12 protein-coding genes and 1 riboswitch are annotated in these 17,709 nt (G+C 74.2%); of the genes, 7 read left to right on the top strand and 5 right to left on the bottom strand.

The genetic code is table 11. From position 1 onward, the window contains the following. Positions 1-35: 35 nt before the first annotated feature. Entirely contained in the window at positions 36-1,487 is a 1,452-nt protein-coding gene (locus tag BLU95_RS02840; protein ID WP_093858525.1) for a short-chain fatty acyl-CoA regulator family protein, read from the bottom strand. Between the two features lie 199 nt (positions 1,488-1,686). Next, positions 1,687-2,580: a dihydropteroate synthase gene (gene folP / locus BLU95_RS02835; RefSeq protein ID WP_231978231.1), complete on the bottom strand. Its 894-nt coding sequence runs from the start codon at positions 2,578-2,580 to the stop codon at positions 1,687-1,689. A 146-nt stretch (positions 2,581-2,726) separates the two neighbouring features. Here folP and metF point away from each other — a divergent pair, with 146 nt between their 5' ends. Continuing rightward, the gene (metF, locus tag BLU95_RS02830) at positions 2,727-3,644 is read left to right on the top strand and encodes a methylenetetrahydrofolate reductase [NAD(P)H] (RefSeq protein WP_093858524.1); all 918 of its coding nucleotides are present in this window, start codon (positions 2,727-2,729) and stop codon (positions 3,642-3,644) included. Positions 3,645-3,773: 129 nt separating this feature from the next. On the opposite strand, the gene metE is transcribed toward metF, so the two are convergent. From metE to BLU95_RS02815, 3 genes are all read right to left on the bottom strand, one after another. Beyond that, a complete protein-coding gene (metE, locus tag BLU95_RS02825; RefSeq protein WP_093858523.1) occupies positions 3,774-6,089 on the bottom strand; it encodes a 5-methyltetrahydropteroyltriglutamate--homocysteine S-methyltransferase in 2,316 nt (771 codons plus the stop codon). 160 nt (positions 6,090-6,249) lie between these two features. Continuing rightward, positions 6,250-6,487, bottom strand: a riboswitch (cobalamin riboswitch). Positions 6,488-6,590: 103 nt separating this feature from the next. Continuing rightward, positions 6,591-6,929, bottom strand: a complete 339-nt coding sequence (locus BLU95_RS02820; protein ID WP_093858522.1) for a hypothetical protein — start codon at positions 6,927-6,929, stop codon at positions 6,591-6,593. 157 nt (positions 6,930-7,086) lie between these two features. Continuing rightward, positions 7,087-8,514, bottom strand: coding sequence for a prenyltransferase/squalene oxidase repeat-containing protein (locus BLU95_RS02815; RefSeq protein WP_093858521.1), 1,428 nt, complete (start codon positions 8,512-8,514; stop codon positions 7,087-7,089). Between the two features lie 528 nt (positions 8,515-9,042). On the opposite strand from BLU95_RS02815, the gene BLU95_RS02810 reads away from it, so the two are divergent. Genes BLU95_RS02810 through BLU95_RS02785 form a run of 6 tightly spaced genes read left to right on the top strand, consistent with a single transcriptional unit; the run spans position 9,043 to position 17,592 of the window. Continuing rightward, positions 9,043-12,102 (top strand): prenyltransferase/squalene oxidase repeat-containing protein, encoded by a 3,060-nt coding sequence (locus tag BLU95_RS02810; RefSeq protein ID WP_093858520.1) that lies wholly within the window; start codon positions 9,043-9,045, stop codon positions 12,100-12,102. After that, positions 12,099-13,373 (top strand): hypothetical protein, encoded by a 1,275-nt coding sequence (locus BLU95_RS45785; RefSeq protein WP_502689792.1) that lies wholly within the window; start codon positions 12,099-12,101, stop codon positions 13,371-13,373. Before BLU95_RS02810 ends, BLU95_RS45785 begins: the two co-directional genes overlap by 4 nt. Positions 13,374-13,377: 4 nt before the next feature. Further along, positions 13,378-14,676 (top strand): CbiQ family ECF transporter T component, encoded by a 1,299-nt coding sequence (locus tag BLU95_RS02800; protein ID WP_093858519.1) that lies wholly within the window; start codon positions 13,378-13,380, stop codon positions 14,674-14,676. After that, positions 14,673-16,385: an ABC transporter ATP-binding protein gene (locus BLU95_RS02795; RefSeq protein ID WP_093858518.1), complete on the top strand. Its 1,713-nt coding sequence runs from the start codon at positions 14,673-14,675 to the stop codon at positions 16,383-16,385. Before BLU95_RS02800 ends, BLU95_RS02795 begins: the two co-directional genes overlap by 4 nt. Then, complete coding sequence (locus BLU95_RS02790) at positions 16,382-17,227, top strand: ECF transporter S component (protein ID WP_093858517.1); 846 nt, start codon at positions 16,382-16,384, stop codon at positions 17,225-17,227. Before BLU95_RS02795 ends, BLU95_RS02790 begins: the two co-directional genes overlap by 4 nt. A 32-nt stretch (positions 17,228-17,259) precedes the next feature. Beyond that, on the top strand, positions 17,260-17,592 hold the full coding sequence (locus BLU95_RS02785; protein WP_093858516.1) for a hypothetical protein: 333 nt from the start codon (positions 17,260-17,262) through the stop codon (positions 17,590-17,592). Positions 17,593-17,709 lie beyond the last annotated feature (117 nt).

Genomic DNA, 17,709 nt, shown 5'->3' with positions numbered 1-17,709 from the left:
GACACCGGGGCCCGGGCCGTCGTCCGGCCGGCGTCTCAGTGACCGGCGTCGGCCGCCTCGCCGAGCACGGGGTAGGGCACCTGGCCGCGCCGGTCCGGATCGACCAGCAGGTGCCCGCCCGCCGGGGGCCGGGCGCGCTGCGCGCAGTCGCGGCGTTCGCAGATCCGGCAGCCCAGCCCGATCGGCGTCGCGGCGCCGGGCGCGTTGACGGCGACGCCCTCGGCGTACACCAGGCGGTGGGCGTGGCGGAGTTCGCAGCCGAGCGCGACGGCGAACTCGCCGCGCGCCGTGCGGCGGCCGTAGCCGCCGTGGGAGACGGTCCGGGCGATCCAGAAGTAGCGTTTCCCGTCCGGCATCTCGGCGACCTGGGTGAGGATCCGGCCAGGGGAGGAGAACGCCTCGTAGACGGTCCAGAGCGGGCAGGTGCCGCCGAGGCGGGAGAAGTGGAAGGCGGTCGCCGACTGGCGTTTGGAGATGTTCCCGGCCCGGTCGGCGCGCAGGAAGGAGAACGGCACACCCCGGCGGCCCGGCCGCTGGAGGGTGCTCAACCGGTGGCAGACGGTCTCGAAGCCGACGCCGAAACGGATCCGCAGCAGCTCGACGTCGTACCGGAGTTCCTCGGCGGCGGCGTGGAAGGCGGTGTAGGGCATGAGCACCGCGCCGGCGAAGTAGTTGGCCAGGCCGATCCGCGCCAGGTCCGCCGCCTCGGGTGACGTGAGGTCGTGCTCGGCCGCCGCCACGAGCGTGTCGATCAGCGGGCGGTGCTCCAGCAGCGCGAGCTGGGTGGCGAGCTGGAAGGCGCGGCGGCCGTCGGTCAGCCACGGCGAGAGGTGGAGCGTGGCGGTCGCCGGGTCGTAGCGTCGCAGATCGGCGACCCGGGGGCGGTCGGCCTCGACCACCCGCACGCCGTGCCGCTCGGCGAGCCGGGCGGTCAGGGCTTCCGCCGTGCGTCCCGCGGTGGCGGTCGCGAGCGATTCGGCGGTCCGCTCGGCCGCCTCGTCGAGGACGGCGATGTGGTTGTGGTGGGCGTAGAAGAAGTCGCGGACCTCGTCGTGGGGTTCGGCCGGACGCAGGCCCGCGCCGGGCCCCGGCTCGCCCAGGTCGCCGACGCGCGCCAGCGCCTCGCGGTAACCGCGGTGCAGCGCGACCAGCGCGCGTGCCACCTCCGGATGGTCCCGGCTGACCTCCGTGATCTCCTCGGCGGGCACGGAGCCTCCGCACACCTGGTCCGCGAGCGCGGTCCGCAGATCGGTGCCCAGGCGCTCCTCCTCGGCCTCGGAGAAGAACTCCGGGTCCACCCCGAACACCTGGGAGATCCGCAGCAGCACCGAGGCGGTCAACGGGCGCTGGCTGTGCTCGATCTGGTTGAGGTAGCTGGTCGAGATGCCCAGCTCATGGGCCAGCTCCACCTGGTTCATGCCGTGCTCGCGGCGGAGCCGGCGCAGCTTGGCGTGGGCGTAGATCTTCCGCCCGGCCGGTCGTGCCATAACGCCTGTCGTTCCTTTCCCTGCCCGTATTTGCGAAGGTACCACTGCCCTGGGTTTGCAGTATTCGCAAGAACCGGCCGCCGCCCTGCGAGCAATCCGCAGGCGAGTGGTCTTCGGCGACCCGCGGGTCGCGGCGGACGAAGGCTCGGCGGACGAAGGCTCGGCGGTCGCCCCGCGGCCGCGGGTTCGAAGCCGCGCCCTACCTCGTGCGGTGCGGCGGCCGCCGACCGGCCGCGGGCCGGTGCGCGTGCAGGGCGGCCTCGACGCGCACGGCGTCCGCGGTGGCCCGGACTTCGTGGACGCGGACCGCCCAGGCTCCTGCGGCGGCGGCCAGCACGGCCGTGGCCGCGGTGGCGGCATCGCGTTCCCGGGCCGGGCGGGGTACGCCGGTCGCCGGGTCGGCGAGCAGTTCGCCGAGGAAGCGTTTGCGCGACGGCCCCACCAGCAGCGGTCGCCCCAGGGCGTGCCAGGCGTCCAGGGCGGCGAGCAGCGCCCAGTCGTCGGCGCGGCTCTTGGCGAAGCCGAGGCCGGGGTCGACGATCACCCGGGCCGGGTCGACTCCGGCCGACACCACGGCGTCCAGTTGGCGTTCCACCTCCGTGGTCACGTCGGCCACGACGTCCTCGTAGTCGGCCAGTCCGTCCATCGCGTGGGACTGTCCCCGCCAGTGCATGAGGACGAAGGGCACACCGGTCCGGGCGACGGTCCTGGCCATCCGGTCGTCGGCCAGGCCTCCGCTGACGTCGTTGACGATCCGGGCACCCGCGTCCACCGCCGCCTCCGCGACCTCGGACCGCATCGTGTCGATGCTCACCAGGACACCCTCGCGGGCGAGGCCCCGCACCACCGGCAGGACCCGGGCGAGCTCCTCCTGGAGCGGCACCCGGCGGGCGCCCGGGCGGGTCGACTCCCCGCCCACGTCCACCATGTCGGCGCCCCGGGCGACGAGCGACAGTCCGTGCTCGACGGCCCAGCCCGGGTCCAGCCAGCTGCCGCCGTCCGAGAACGAGTCGGGCGTGACGTTGAGAATTCCCATCACGGCGCAGCGGTCCCATTCGGGAAGTCCGGGGAGGGTGTGCAACTGTCTTTCCATGCCCCCATTGTGCACTGTGCGGAGACCCCGGGGATCCACTCCGCAAGCATCGGATCCGGACACCGGGGGATGCATTTCCGAGCAATCCCGTATCACTCTACGGACACCGGGGACGAGCCGTCCAGGGGCCCGTATATTCTCTCCGCATGACACTCGGAACCCCCTCCACCCGTAACGACCGGGCGGCATCCGTGCGCGATCTCCTCGCCACCGGGAAGCGTTCCTATTCGTTCGAGTTCATGCCACCGCGCAGCGCCGCGGCGGAGGCCGGACTGTGGAATGCGATCCGCCGCCTGGAGGCGCTCTCCCCGACCTTCGTCTCGGTGACCTACGGTGCCGGCGGGTCGACCCGGGAGCGGACCGTGAAGGTCACCGGCCGCATCGCCCAGGAGACGACCCTCACGCCCACCGCCCACCTGACGGCCGTCGACCACAGCGTCGCCGAACTCAGGAACATCCTCGGACACTACGCCGACCAGGGGGTTCGCAACATCCTGGCGCTGCGGGGCGACCCGCCGGGCGACCCGCTCGGCCCGTGGGCCCGGCACCCCGACGGGGTCGAGTACGCCGCGGACCTGGTGCGGCTGATCAAGGAGTCCGGCGACTTCTGCGTCGGCGTCGCCGCTTTCCCGGAAATGCACCCGAGATCACCGGACTGGGACTCCGAGATCCGCAACTTCCTCGCCAAGTGGCGGGCCGGCGCGGATTACGCGATCACCCAGATGTTCTTCGAGGCGGACAGCTACCTCAGATTCCGCGACCGCCTCCAGAAGGCCGGATGCGATATTCCGGTAATTCCGGAGATCATGCCCGTGACCACCATACGGTCGCTTCTCCGTATTCCGACCCTCAGTACCGCTGCCATTCCGGCAGACTTCTCCGGACGCATGCTCGACCTTCAGGAGGATCCGGCGGCGGTCCGCTCCGCCGGAATCGAGCACGCCACCGCCATGTGCAGCCGACTGATTTCCGAGGGTGCGCCCGGGCTGCATTTCATGACCATGAACTTCTCCACGGTCACGACGGAGATCCACCAGAACCTCGGCCTGTCCGCGGCCGTCTGATCCCTTGCCCGGGTGCGACCCCCGTTCCTCGTGGCGGCAACCCGCCCTCGGACGGTCCGTGAGGTGACAGTGCCGCCGGGGCGGTCGCGACACTCGTGTCGCGACCGCCCCTCGAGTTCACCGCGACGGTCAGCCGGCGAGTTCCTCGCGCAGGCGGCGGGCGGCGCCGACGAGGCTGTCGAGGGAGGCCCGGGTCTCGGTCCAGCCGCGGGTCTTCAGGCCGCAGTCGGGGTTGACCCAGAGCCGCTCGGCCGGGATCGCGGCCAGGCCCGCCCGGAGCAGTTCGGTGGCTTCGTCGGTGCTGGGGACGCGGGGGGAGTGGATGTCCCAGACGCCCGGTCCGACCTCGCGCGGGTAGCCTGCGGCGGCGAGCTCGCCGGCGACCTGCATGTGGGAGCGGGTGGCCTCCAGGGAGATGACGTCGGCGTCGAGTTCGTCGATCGCGGTCATGATCGCGCCGAATTCGGCGTAGCACATGTGGGTGTGGATCTGGGTGTCGGCGCGCACGCCCGAGGTCGCCAGCCGGAAGGACTCGGTGGCCCAGTCGAGGTAGGCGGGGCGGTCCGCGGCACGCAGCGGCAGGGTCTCCCGCAGGGCGGGTTCGTCGACCTGGACGACGGCGGCGCCGGCGGCCTCGAGGTCGGTGACCTCGTCGCGCAGGGCCAGGGCGACCTGGCGGGCGGTGTCGGCGAGCGGCTGGTCGTCGCGGACGAAGGACCAGGCGAGCATGGTGACGGGGCCGGTGAGCATGCCCTTGACGGGGCGGTCGGTGAGGTCCTGGGCGAAACGGAACCAGTCGACGGTCATCGGGTGCGGGCGGGAGATGTCGCCGGCGAGGACCGGCGGGCGCACGTAGCGGGTGCCGTAGGACTGCACCCAGCCGTGCCGGGTGGCGAGGTAGCCGGTGAGCTGTTCGGCGAAGTACTGGACCATGTCGTTGCGCTCGGGCTCGCCGTGCACCAGGACGTCGAGGCCGGCCTTCTCCTGGTAGGCGATCACCTCGCGGACCTCGGCCTCCATCCGCTCCCGGTAGGCGGCGGTGTCGATCCGTCCGGCGGTCAGGTCGGCACGGGCGACGCGCAGTTCGGTGGTCTGCGGGAAGGAGCCGATGGTGGTGGTGGGCAGCAGGGGCAGGCCGAGGCGGGCGCGCTGGGCCACGGCACGCTGCGGGTAGGGCTGGGTGCGGCGGGCGTCGTCGGCGGTGACGGCGGCGGTGCGGGCGCGCACGGCCGGGTCACGGGTGATCGGCGAGCCGGCCCGGGAGGCGAGGTCGGCGCGGTTGGCGGCGAGGTCGGCGGTGATCGCACCGGTGCCCTCGCGCAGTCCTCGGGCGAGCAGGGCGGACTCGGCGGCCTTCTGCTTGGCGAAGGCGAGCCAGCGGGCGATCTGCGGGTCGACGTCGCGTTCCAGGGCGGCGTCGATCGGCACGTGCAGCAGGGAGCAGGACGGTGCGACGTCGACGCGGTCGGCGAGGCCGAGCAGGGTCGCCAGGGTGGCGAGCGACTTCTCCAGGTCGTTGATCCAGATGTTGCGCCCGTCGACGACGCCCGCGACCAGCCGCTTGCCCGGCAGACCGCCGACGGCGGCGAGGTCGTCCAGATTCGCGGCGGCGGGGCCGGTGAAGTCGAGCGCCAGGCCCTCGACGGGTGCCTTGGCGAGCACCGGCAGGGCGTCGCCGAGGCGGTCGAAGTAGCTCGCGACCAGCAGCTTGGGCCGGTCGGTGAGGGCGCCGAGCTCGCGGTAGGCGCGGGCCGCGGTGTTCAGCTCGGCCGGGGTGCGGTCCTGGACGAGCGCGGGCTCGTCCAGCTGGACCCACTGCGCTCCGGCGGCCTTCAGCGCAGCGAGGAGTTCCGCGTAGACCGGCAGCAGCCGGTCGAGCAGGGTGATCGGCTGGAAGTCGGCCGCCACGCCCGGGGCGGGCTTGGCCAGCAGCAGGTAGGTGACCGGGCCGACCAGGACCGGCCGGGCGTCGTGGCCGAGCGCGAGGGCCTCCGCCAGCTCGTTGACGGCCTTGGCGGGGTCGGCGGTGAACACCGTGTCGGGGCCCAGCTCGGGGACCAGGTAGTGGTAGTTGGTGTCGAACCACTTGGTCATTTCCAGCGGCGCGACGTCCTGGGTGCCGCGCGCCATGGCGAAGTAGCCGTCCAGCGGGTCGGCGTCGACGGCGGCCCGGTGGCGGACCGGGATCGCACCGACGGCGACCGTGGTGTCGAGCACGTGGTCGTACAGCGAGAAGTCCCCGGTCGGGACCTCTTCGACGCCGGAGTCGGCGAGCTGCTGCCAGTTCCCGCGGCGCAGGTCGGCGGCCGTGGCCAGCAGCGCCTGGGCGGTGACCGTGCCCTTCCAGTAGCCCTCGATCGCCTTCTTGAGCTCCCGGCCCCGGCCCTGTCGGGGGTAGCCGTACGCGGTGGCGAGGGTCGCCGCGGCTGCGGACTTCGTGGTCAAGGGACTCTCCTTCGCGAGTCTGATTCCTCTGGTTCCCGATGACGGAACGAGGGCGCGAAGGATGACGAACCGGGCAGCCGGCGCCGTCGACGAACGGGCCCGATCTGCCGGGTATGGTCGCCGACCCGCCCACGAGGTCACCGGATAGCCGTGCGCGATCGGTCGCGCGCGGGCAGCGGCAGGTCTTCGGACTCGCGGGCACGTCCGCCCTCCTCGAGGGCGGATTCCTACTGGCCGTCGCTTCCCAGACCCTCCCGGGCCCAGTGCGTATGACGGCGGTCGTTCCCACTCACCGCTGCGGGGCAGTCCCGGACTGGCCAGTCGAATGGCTTCACCGGGTTCCCTCTTACGACGTCCTGCCTGGAGGGCAGGACGAACCAGCTGCACGGGCCAGCGTAGACGCAGATCACCCGGCGGTGCAGCCCGTTCCACCATTCTGCCCACTGGTTGAGACCGGCACTGTCACAAGGGCGGACCGTCCCCGGCCGCGGTGACGGGCGGTCAGGCCGTTCGGTGCGTGCGGCGGGCCGAGAACCGGCGGGCCACCAACACCGTGGCGACCGCCGCGGCCGTGAAGAGCAGCGTGTTGGCCACGACGCCCGCGTCCGTCAGCCAGGCGGGGTCGGAACCGTCGGGCAGTCTCGTTCCGGTGAACAGGCCGCCCACACCGGTCAGCAGGCCCCGGACGACGTAGACCGCCACCAGGGCGACGAGCCCGACGGGCAGCGTCAGGACGACGGCCGCGAGGTAGAACCGTCCGTTCCCGGTCGCCCCGCCCAACGCGGCCGACACCGCGACCAGGGCGACGTAGCACGCCGCCGCCCACCTGGAAGTCCTCATGTGGAACCGTCCCCCTGCTCGAATGTCCGGCGGTGCGTGGCGCCGCACGGTGATGCTCCTCGCTGCCGCGCGTTCCCGCCACCCCGGCGGAACGAGCGGTGGGCCGCAGGCCCCTGCTACCGCGCCCGGGGACCCGCGACCCGCGGCGTGTCCTGGATCAGCTGCCGTAGCGCAGCGAGACGGTGTCGCCGACGTGGACGGTCGTGGCGCGGGTGGCGGCGGCGGCCGTCCCGCCGTCCAGGACGACCTTCCAGGTGGACGGACCGCTGTTGGCGGTGCCGTTGATCGCGGTGATGGTGCCCGCGCCGGTGGACGGCGTGACGGAGGTGACGCAGCCGCTCGGCGTGGCGGTGGCGGCGGCGTCGAGGACGTCGCCGAGGGTGACGGTGCCGCCGGTCGGGGTGAGGGTGACGGCGCAGACCTTCGGCGTGGCGGTGCCGTTGTCGACGACGAGGGCGAGGCGGGCGGCGGTGCCGGCGGTGAAGGCGGAGGTGGCCGCCCACGCCGGTTCCCCGGCCGCGACCGGTGCGGGCGGGGTGGCGGTGAAGCCGGCGCCGGCGACGGCGCGAAGCCCGTCGACGGAGGCGTAGGCGGAGGGGACGGTGTCGGTGGACACGTACTTGAAGCCGCCGCCGGGCTTGAACTGCTGGGCGATCAGGAAGTCGACCGGGGTCTTGCCGGTGCCGCTGGTGAAGTCGGTGCCCTGGGGGTTGATGCCGCAGGCGTTGAGGCCGGAGACGGCCCAGCCGTTGGAGTCGGTGTTGGCGCCCCACATGGCGTTGAACGCGCCGGAGGACAGCAGCTTGCCCTTGAGGAAGTTCTTGGCGGCCACGACCGCGGCGTCGGTGTTGGGAACGCCGCCGACGCACAGGGAGGCCATGGCCGCGCCGGTCATGTCGATGTCGCTGCCCTTGCCGAGTTCGGTGGGATCGCCCGCGGCCTTGCTGTAGTTCCAGCCGCCGTCGGTGTGCTGGTTGGCGCGCACGGCCGTGACGGAGGCGTCCAGCAGGGCCTGCGGCACGCGCTTCGTCCCGCTCTGGGTCTTGGCGCCGCCGAGGGCGAGCAGCCCGAAGACCGTGCCGTTGAAGTTGGCGGACGGGCCGTAGTAGCCGGGTTCGGCGGTCTGCCAGTACGCGACCAGGTCGGCGATCAGGTTGCGGCCGGGGCCGACGCGGGCGGGGTCGATGCCGGCGGCGTAGGCGTTGAGGGTGCCGCGCTGGTAGTCGGTCGCGACGGGGGAGGCCCCGGGCCAGCCGGCGGCGGCGAGCTGGTTGCGGTAGACGAGGCGGGCGTTCTTGGTGGGGTCGCCGCCGGGGGTCACGTCGGCGGCGGCCGTGCCCGCGGCGGCGAGGGCGCTGAAGGCCCACTCGTTGGAGAGCCCGCCGCCGGTCACGTAGCTGCCGTCGGCGGCCTGGAGGGACTTCAGGTAGGTCACACCGGTGCTCTTGGAGGTGGCTATCTGGGCCGGGGTCGCGGTCGCGTGGGCCGGAACGGCCGACAGGACCAGGGCACCGGCCGCCACCGCGACGGTTACCGCGGAGGCGGCACGGGACGGGACGGAGCGCGGGAGGGCGGGAACGGGCACGGGGACTCCTCGGAGTGGCGGGCGCCGATCCGGCCCCGGCCCGGGCGCCGGTGCGGCGCGGGGCGGTGGGGCGGCGGCCGCCCGGATCGCGTGGGCTGGCTGTCGCTGATGCTGCGCGGCCGGGCGGGCATCCGGGCTCGGAGCGACGCCGCGCGCCGCTCCACACCGCTGCGCGTCAGCCCCGGATTCGCACCGGGTTCCCCCGCTCGGCCACCGGGGACGCTACCGCACCGCCGGAGGGACCACGAGGTGGGGAAAGCGACATGACGCACCGTTGACGCTCCTCCTACCCCCATGGTCTGATGAACCGATTTTTTCTCCTCGGCAGTCAGGGGAAGCCGGTCCGATTCCGGCGCTGACCCGCAACCGTAGATCCGTCCCCAGCGGCGGATGAGCCGGAATGCCTGCGCCGAGGTCCTGTTCAGGAGTGCTTGCGTCGTCGTGGACTACGACGCGGTCCGGGCGGTTCCTCGTGCGAGGGGCCGTCGGCTGCGTCGTGCGACCCGATGACCGATCGGGGAGTCGCCAGTGAGGCCCAGCAGCAGTCGTACGAGCCACGGATTCCGGGGGCTCGCGTCCCTCGTCGCGGCCAGTGCCGTCGCGGTCGCCGCGGGCGGCACCGTGCTGATCGGACATCCCGGCCGGGCCGCCGCCGACCCGATCGAGGAGTGCACGGCCACCACCGGCGCGATCGTCGCCGTCGACTTCGGCCACTGGGGCGGCGGCGTGGTCCGTGGCTGCGACGCCCACCCCACGACCGGCATGAACCTGCTGCACAACGCGGGCTTCGGCACCACCGGCACCGAGCACGACGGCCCCGGCTTCATCTGCCGGATCGGCAACGGGACCTTCGACAGCGGGACCCAGTACCCGACCGTGGCCGAGGAACCCTGCACCACCACCCCGCAGGCGACGGCGTACTGGTCCTACTGGATCGCGGAGGCCGGCCAGGACACCTGGACCTACAGCCGCTACGGAGCCCTGACCCAGAAGCCCAAGCCGGGCGAGGTCGAGGCCTGGGTCTTCGGCGGCACCGACATCGGCGGCACCAGCGGGGCGCCCACCTTCACCCCGGACTCCGTCCGCGCCAAGAACACCGGGCCCTCGCCGTCGGCCACCGCGTCCCCCTCCCCGAGCCCGACCGTCCCCTCCACCAAGCCCGGCGACCCCGCCGCGGCGGCCGCCTGGCTGGCCGCCCAGCTGGTCAACGGCGAGTACATGGGCAACTGGGCCTTCGAGGGCGCGGACTTCCCCCGGACCGCCCAGACCGCGATCGCCCTCGCCGCCGCCGGGACCCAGGACCCCGCCCTGCGCAAGGTCGTCGCCTACCTCGCCGCGCACACCGACGAGTTCCTCTTCCCGGACGGACCCGCCGGGAAGCCCGACTCCAGGGCCGCCGCTCTGCTGGCCCTGGTCGCCGAGAGCACCGAGGGCGACCCCCGGGCCTTCGGCGGCCGCGACCTGATCGCCGCGCTGACCGAGCACGTGTGCGCCGCCCAGGGCGAGAACGGCAAGTGCACGGCCGCCGGGGACTTCTACGGCGCGGCCTCGCCCTGGACCCAGGCCTGGGGCGTCATCGCCCTGCGGCGCGCGGGTGTGACGCCTACCGCGTCGGTGCTCGCGCGGTTCGCGGTGCTCCAGTGCGCCGACGGCGGGATCGCCGGCTCGATGATCGTCGCCGGGGACAACTGCGAAGCCGACCCGGTGGCCACCGGCCTCGCCGTCCTCGCCCTGCGCGGAACGGGCGGGGGCGAGGCCGTCGCGAAGAAGGCCGCCGACCGGCTCGTGGCGGGCCAGCAGGCCGACGGTTCCTACGCCCCGTACGCCGGGGCCCCCGGTGACACCGTGAGCACCGCCGCCGCAGCCCAGGCCCTGCTCGCCATCGGGCAGGGCGCCGGGCAGAGCGCCGCGAAGGCATGGCTCGGCGGCCGGCAGGGCAAGGACGGCGGCTTCCTCCCCGACGAGTCGACGACCGACGCCGACCCGGCCGCCACCGAACAGGCCGTGCTGGCGCTGACCGGCACCGACCCCAGTACCGTCCGCCACAACCCGAACGGCGCCACCACCACCCCGACCGCGCCCGCGGGCCGGACCCCCGACCTGGCCAGGGGCAGCGCCTACCTGACCGCCCCGGCGAACCTGATCGGCGGCCACTACTACGAGGCGTTCCCGGACTTCGCGGACTTCGGCCTCACCATCGACGGCGCCTTCGCCCTCGCCGCCACCGGAGCGGACGACGCGGCCCTGCGCCGGATCGTCGACTTCCTCGACCAGCAGGGCAAGGACACCGGCGAGCGCACCGTCAACGACTGGACCGGCATCGGCACCGAGTACGCCGGCGGCGGCTCCATCGGCAAGGAGGCCCTCCTGGCCGAGGTCGTCGGCCGCGACCCGCGGGCCTTCGGCGGCCACGACCTGATCGCGGCCCTGGCCGCGGCGGTCTGCGCCAAGGCCGACGACGCCACCGGCTGCGCCGGACCCGGCAACTACACCTGGGCCACCTCGGTGTTCTCCCAGGCGCTCGGCATCATGGCCCAGTACCGGGCCGGCGACGCGGCCAACGCCGCCGCCGCCGTCACCTACCTGAAGAGCCTCCAGCACGCCGACGGCTCCTGGCCGAGCCTCATCCCTGCCACCGGCGACTCCGACGTGGACAGCACCGCGATGGCCGTGATGGCCCTCGCACTCGTCCCCGGTGACGAGGCCGCCCGAGCCGTCGACAGGGGCGTCTCCTGGCTGGCCGGCCGGCAGCTGCCGGACGGCGGCTTCCCCGGCGCGTCCGGCAACTCGACCAACTCGGCGGCCCTCGCGATCCAGGGCATGACCCTCCGCCAGTCCGCCTACGCTCCCCGGATCGCGAAGGCGCTCGACTCCCTCGCCGGACAGCAGAACGCCGACGGCGGCTTCAACGTGGCCTCCGAGGGGCAGCAGGGTTCGGACGTCCGGGCCTCCACCCAGGCGGTGGGCGGCGCGACCGGGATCTCCTTCGGCACCCTGCGCCGCGAGCTCGGCGGCACGCCGACGCCCACCCCGACCGCGACGGCCACGGGGACGCCGACCGGTTCGCCGACGCCCACCGCGACGGGTACCCCGACGGCCACGGCCACGCCGACCTCGACCGGTTCGCCGACGCCCACCGCGACGGGTACCCCGACGGCCACGGCCACGCCGACCTCGACCGGTACGCCGACGCCCACCGCCACGGTCACCCGGACCCCCAGCCCCACGGCCACCGTCACGGCGACATCGACATCGACGGCGACATCGACGGCGACCGGTACCGCCTCCTCCTCCCCGTCGCCCACCGGTTCCCCCGTGCCCCCCGGCACGTCGGTCACCCCGCCCGCCGGCGGAAGCGTCGTTCAGCCCGTCGACGGACCGCTCGCCGGTGCTGTCGACGGTCCGCGGAACGGCGGCGCGGTCCCGGCCGGACCGGTGCAGGCCCGCACGGGCACGGGGAGCCTGGCCACCACCGGAGGCGAGGCGCTCGGACTGGCGAGTGTCGCGGCACTGCTGACCGCCGCCGGAGCCGGTGCGGTCCTCGTCGCCCGCCGCCGCGCGGGCTCGACCCCGGGGCGTCACCGGTGATCCGGCGGATCGGCCGACTGGTCGGAGCCGCCGCGGCGACGCTCGCCCTCGCGGCCGGAGGAATCGGCGCGGCCACGACGCCGGCGGTCGCGGCCCCGCTGCCGATCGAGCAGTGCACCACCACCTCCGGTGTGGTGCTGGCGGTGGACTTCAGCAAGTGGGGCGGTCCGCTGCTGCGTTCCTGCGGCACCACCCCCACCACCGGGTACACGCTGCTGAACCAGGGCGGCTGGAAGACCACCGGCACCGGGCACGACGGTCCGGCGTTCATCTGCCGCATCGGCTACAGCGGCTTCCAGGGCGGCAAGCAGTTCCCCACCCCGGACCAGGAGAAGTGCGTCCTGACCCCGCCGGCCACCGCGTACTGGTCGTACTGGCACGCGGATCCGGGCCAGAACGACTGGTCGTACAGCCAGTTGGGCGCGATGAGCTACCAGCCCAAGCCCGGCAGCGTCGACCTGTGGATCTTCGGCGGGACCAACATCGAGGGCACCGAGGGCCGGCCGACCGTCGCGCCCGACACCCTGCGCGCGCACAACACCTCGACCGGCGGTGGGACGGGCACGCCCCCGGACCCGACCCCGCCGCCGACCGACCCCGGGACGGGTGGCAACGGCGGCTCCACGAGCGGTGGCACGGCCGGCGGCGCCGCCTCCTCGGGCGGTTCCGCCTCGTCGGGCGGAGCCGCCGCCACCGGCGGGAGCGGTTCCGCCGGAGGAACCGCCTCCTCCGGCGGTAGCACCGGATCGGGAGGATCCTCCGCCGGCGCCGGCGCGAGCGGCGGCGGAAGCGCCGCGGGCACCGGCACGAGTGGGGGAGGTGCGAGCTCGGGCGGTACGAGCGGCGGCGCCACGACTCCGAAGAAGCCGTCCACCGGGGCGACGACCCCGAACGGGACCTCCGGCGGCGCCGGACGCCCCCGGCCGGTGACGCCGGAGGCCGGGGCCCCGGCCCCGGTGCCGACGGAGCCGGCACCGGAGAGCACGGTGCCCCCGCCACCGGACGGCGCGAGCACGGAACCGCCCGCCCCGGCCCCGGCGGAGACGCCCGAGACCGTCGAGAGCGCTCCCGCGGTGGCGCCGACCGACACTCCGACGGCCCCGGCGCCCGCCGCCGCGGCCGGCCCGGTGGTGATGAACGCGGCCCCGGCCGCCGACGCGCCGCACGACTCCGGGTCGATCGTCCCCGCCGTGGTGGGCGTCGTCCTCCTGGTGCTGCTGGGCCTGACCACGCTGGCTGTCGGCCGCCGCCGCCGGCGACAGGCCGAGTGACCGGGTGAGCACGCTCGACAAGCCCGCCGCCGCCCTCCCGCGACCCGCCTCCGCGCGGGCCGGGGGAGGCCGGCGGATCCCGCGCGACCTGCACCCCCTGGCCTGGTGGATCTGGGCGCTGGCGCTGGCGACGGCGGCGAGCCGCACCACCAATCCGCTGCTGCTCCTGCTCGTCCTCGCGGTACTCGGTTTCGTGGTCACCGCCCGCCGGACCGAGGCGCCGTGGGCGCGGGGGTTCAAGTACTACCTGTGGCTCGCCCTGACCGTGGTGGCGATCCGGGTGGTCTTCCGCTGCGTCTTCGCGACCGGCATCACCCCGCACGACCACCTGCTGTTCTCGCTCCCGCACATCCCCACCCCCGCCTGGTACGCGGGCATCGAGATCGGCGGCCCGGTCTCGCTGGAGGCCACCCTCTCGGCGGCCTTCGACGGACTGCGGCTGGCGTGTCTGATCTGCTGCATCGGTGCCGCCAACACCCTCGCCAACCCCAAGCGCGCCCTGCGCGTCCTGCCGGGCGCCCTCTACGAGCTCGGTGTCGCCGTGACGGTGTCGCTCAGTGTCGCTCCGCAGCTGGTGCAGAGCGTGCAACGGGTCGCCCGCGCACGGAGGTTGCGGGCGGGCCGGACCAAGGGGGTGCGCGCGCTGCGCAGCATCGTCGTGCCGGTGCTGGAGGACGCCCTGGAGCGTTCGCTGCACCTGGCCGCCGCGATGGACTCGCGCGGCTACGGACGGGCGGGGACGGCCACCCGCCGCTCCCGCCGGACCACGGGCGCCCTGATGCTGCTCGGCATGTGCGGCCTCTGTGCCGGGGTGTACGGCCTGCTGGACGGCACCGCCCCCGCCGTGCTGGGACTTCCCGCGCTGCTGGCGGGGGCCGGGCTCTGTGTGGCGGGCCTGCTGCTCGGTGGCCGCCGGGTGCGGCGCACCACCTACCGGCCGGACCGCTGGCGCGTCGCCGAGTTCGCCGTGGCCGGCTGCGGTGTGGCCGCCGCCGCCCTGCTCTTCGGGACCGTCGGCTACGACGCCACCGACCTCAACCCGTCCCTGTACCCGCTGAGTTGGCCGACCATGCCACTCGTTCCGGTGGCGGCCCTGCTGCTGGCGGGCGCCGCCGGTGTCGTCGCGCCGCCGCCCGGCCGCCCGCCCGGTTCCACGGCCCTGCCCGCGCCGCGCTCGACCGGTGCGGCCGGTTCGGCTGTTCCGACCGGTCCGGCTGTTGCGACCGGTTCGACCGGTCGAACCGGTCCGACGACGGGCGTGACCGGCGCCGACGACCGCACGACCACCGAGGTGACCAAGTGATCCGTTTCGACCAGGTGGGCGTGGTGTACGACGGCGAGGCCGCGCCGGTGCTCCGTGATGTCGACCTGTACGTCCCCGAGGGTGAACTCTGCCTGGTGGTCGGCCGTACCGGTGTCGGCAAGTCCACCCTGCTCGGCGCCGTCAACGGCCTCGTGCCGCACTTCACCGGCGGCACCCTGCGCGGCCGGGTCACCGTCGACGGCCGGGACACCGCGCACCACCCGCCGCGCGAACTGGCCGACGTGGTCGGGGTGGTGGGACAGGACCCGTCGGCCGGCTTCGTCACCGACACGGTGGAGGAGGAACTCGCCTACGCGATGGAGCAGTTGGCCGTCCCGCCGAAGGTGATGCGCAAGCGGGTGGAGGAGACCCTCGATCTGCTCGGTCTGGCCGACCTGCGCCACCGCGCGCTCCACGAGCTCTCCGGCGGCCAGCAGCAGCGGGTCGCCATCGGTTCGGTGCTGACCGCCCACCCGCGCGTCCTGGTCCTGGACGAGCCGACCTCCGCGCTCGACCCGACCGCGGCCGAGGAGGTGCTCGCGGCCGTCACCCGGCTGGTCCACGACCTCGGGGTGACGGTGCTGCTCGCCGAGCACCGCCTGGAGCGCGTCGTCCAGTACGCCGACCGGATCGCCTACCTGCCGGGTGACGGCACCGTCGTGCACGGCCCGCCCGCCGAGGTCTTCCGGGACACCGTGATCGCCCCGCCCGTCGTCGAACTCGGCCGGCTGGCGGGCTGGCAGCCGCTGCCGCTCTCGGTGCGCGACGCGCGCCGGGCCGCCGCGCCCCTGCGGGAACGGCTCACCGGGGTCCCCGTCCCGGCGCCGCGCCGGCCGTCGCCGCCGGGGGAGCCGGTGTCGGGCGAGCGGGTGTCGAGCGAGCGGGTGTCGGGCGAGTCGGTGCTGCGCGCCGAGCGGATCGTGGTGCGGTACGGCCAGGTGGCCGCCGTGCGCGAGGTCGGACTCGACCTGCGGGCCGGGGAGGTGACGGCGCTGATGGGCCGCAACGGCTCCGGCAAGTCCTCCCTGCTCTGGGCCCTCCAGGGCTCCGGCCCGCGCCAGGGCGGGAACGTGCGGGTGACCGGGACGGACGGGAAGGCGGCCGAGGACCCCAAGCAGGTGTCCGCGAGCCGGGCCAGGCGGCTGGTGGGGCTCGTCCCGCAGACCCCCACCGACCTGCTCTACCTGGAGTCCGTGGCGCAGGAGCTGGCCCAGAGCGACCTGGAGTCGGGCGAGGGCCGGGAGCGCGGCCGGGGAGGGGAGTCCGGGCCCACGGCCCGGCAGATCCTCGACCGTCTCGCCCCCGGCATCCCGGACGGCACCCACCCCCGCGACCTCTCCGAGGGCCAGAAGCTGGCTCTGGTCCTGGCGATCCAACTCGCCGCCGCCCCGAGGGTGGTGCTGCTGGACGAACCCACCCGCGGGCTCGACTACCACGCCAAGGAGGCGCTCGTCGGCATCGTCGACGCCCTGGCCGCCGAAGGCCGCACGGTCGTGGTCTCCACGCACGACGTCGAGTTCGTCGCCGCCGCCGCCGACCGCGTGGTGGTGATGGCGGAGGGCGAGGTGGTCGCGGACGGTCCCACCGCCGACGTCATCGTCGCCTCGCCCACCTTCGCGCCGCAGACCGCCAAGATCCTGTCCCCGCTCGGTTATCTGACGGTCGCTCAAGTGGCTCGTGCGCTGCAGCCCGCGGAGGCGACCCGATGACCGCCGTGCGCGTCCCCGGCCGGGCCCGCGTGGTCATCGCCCTGGCCGCCTTCATCGGCCTGGTGGCCTTCACCTGGCCGTTCGTCGTCGCCCCCGGCAAGTTCGGCTCCAACTACGCCCCGCCGCTGATCTTCGGCGCCCTGCTCGTCCTGGTCCTCGCCGTGGTGATCGCGGAGATCGCCTCCGGCGGCATCGACGCCAAGGCCCTCGCCATGCTCGGGGTCCTGTCCGCCGTCAACGCCGGACTCCGGCCCCTCGGCGCCGGTACCGCCGGGGTCGAGACGGTCTTCTTCCTCCTCGTGCTCGCCGGGCGGGTCTTCGGCCCCGGGTTCGGCTTCACGCTGGGCTGCACCTCCCTCTTCGCCTCCGCCCTGATCACCGGCGGTGTCGGCCCCTGGATGCCGTACCAGATGTTCGGCTGCGCCTTCGTCGGCCTGCTTGCCGGGTTGCTGCCGCGCCTGCGGCGGCGTTGGGAGGTGCCGATGCTGGCCGTCTACGGGGCGTTCTCCGGCTACCTGTTCGGCTTCCTGCTCAATCTCTCGTTCTGGCCCTTCTCCACCGACCCGAACAGCTCCATCGCCTACCTCCCCGGTCTGCCCTTCACCGAGCAGTGGCACCGCTACCTGCTCTTCGACCTGGCCACCTCGCTCGGCTGGGACACCGGCCGTGCCGTCACCACCTTCACCGCCGTCCTCGTCGTCGGCCCCGCCGTGCTCACCGTCTTCCGCCGGGCCGCCCGGCGCGCCAACTTCGAGCCCACCGTGCGCTTCGAGGGGCCCGACGGACCGGGGCACGCCACGGCCGGCGCCACCGCGCGGCCTGCGGGAACGGCGCTCCTCTGAATGCTCCTCCGAATCCGGAAAGGTCCATCACGATGCCGAAGGCCGGCAAGCCCCGGACGGTGACACTGCAGGGTGTCCAGGTCGTCGTCCTCTCCCCCGAGCAGTACGACGGGCTGGAGGCCAACCGCCGCCAGCTCGGGGGGCTTCGGACCCAGGTCTCCCGGATGAAGCAGGAACTGCACCGGGGCCGCGGACTGCTGAGCGAGGCGGAACAGGTGCTCGCGAGGCTCCCCGCGGATCTGCTCGAAGGTCTGGGCGGCGGGACGGCTCCGGGCCGGGGAGTGCCGGAGCTGCTCGGTGACATCCGCGCCGCCCTGCCGGCCGCAACCGCTCCTGTTGCCGGTTCCGGTCCTCCGCAGGAGTAGGGGTCCGCGCCCGGGGCCGGCGCCGGCCGGCCTCCCGGCCGGTGCGGACGGTGTGTCCGATCCGGCCGGGAGGCCCCTGCCCCGTCTCTGTGTGTCCGAGGGTGCGGCGTGTCCGAG

The organism is Streptomyces sp. TLI_053, assembly GCF_900105395.1.
GTDB lineage: Bacteria > Actinomycetota > Actinomycetes > Streptomycetales > Streptomycetaceae > Kitasatospora.
The sequence above is the reverse complement of the archived record's forward strand: the minus strand, read 5'-3'. Positions and strand labels throughout refer to the sequence as shown.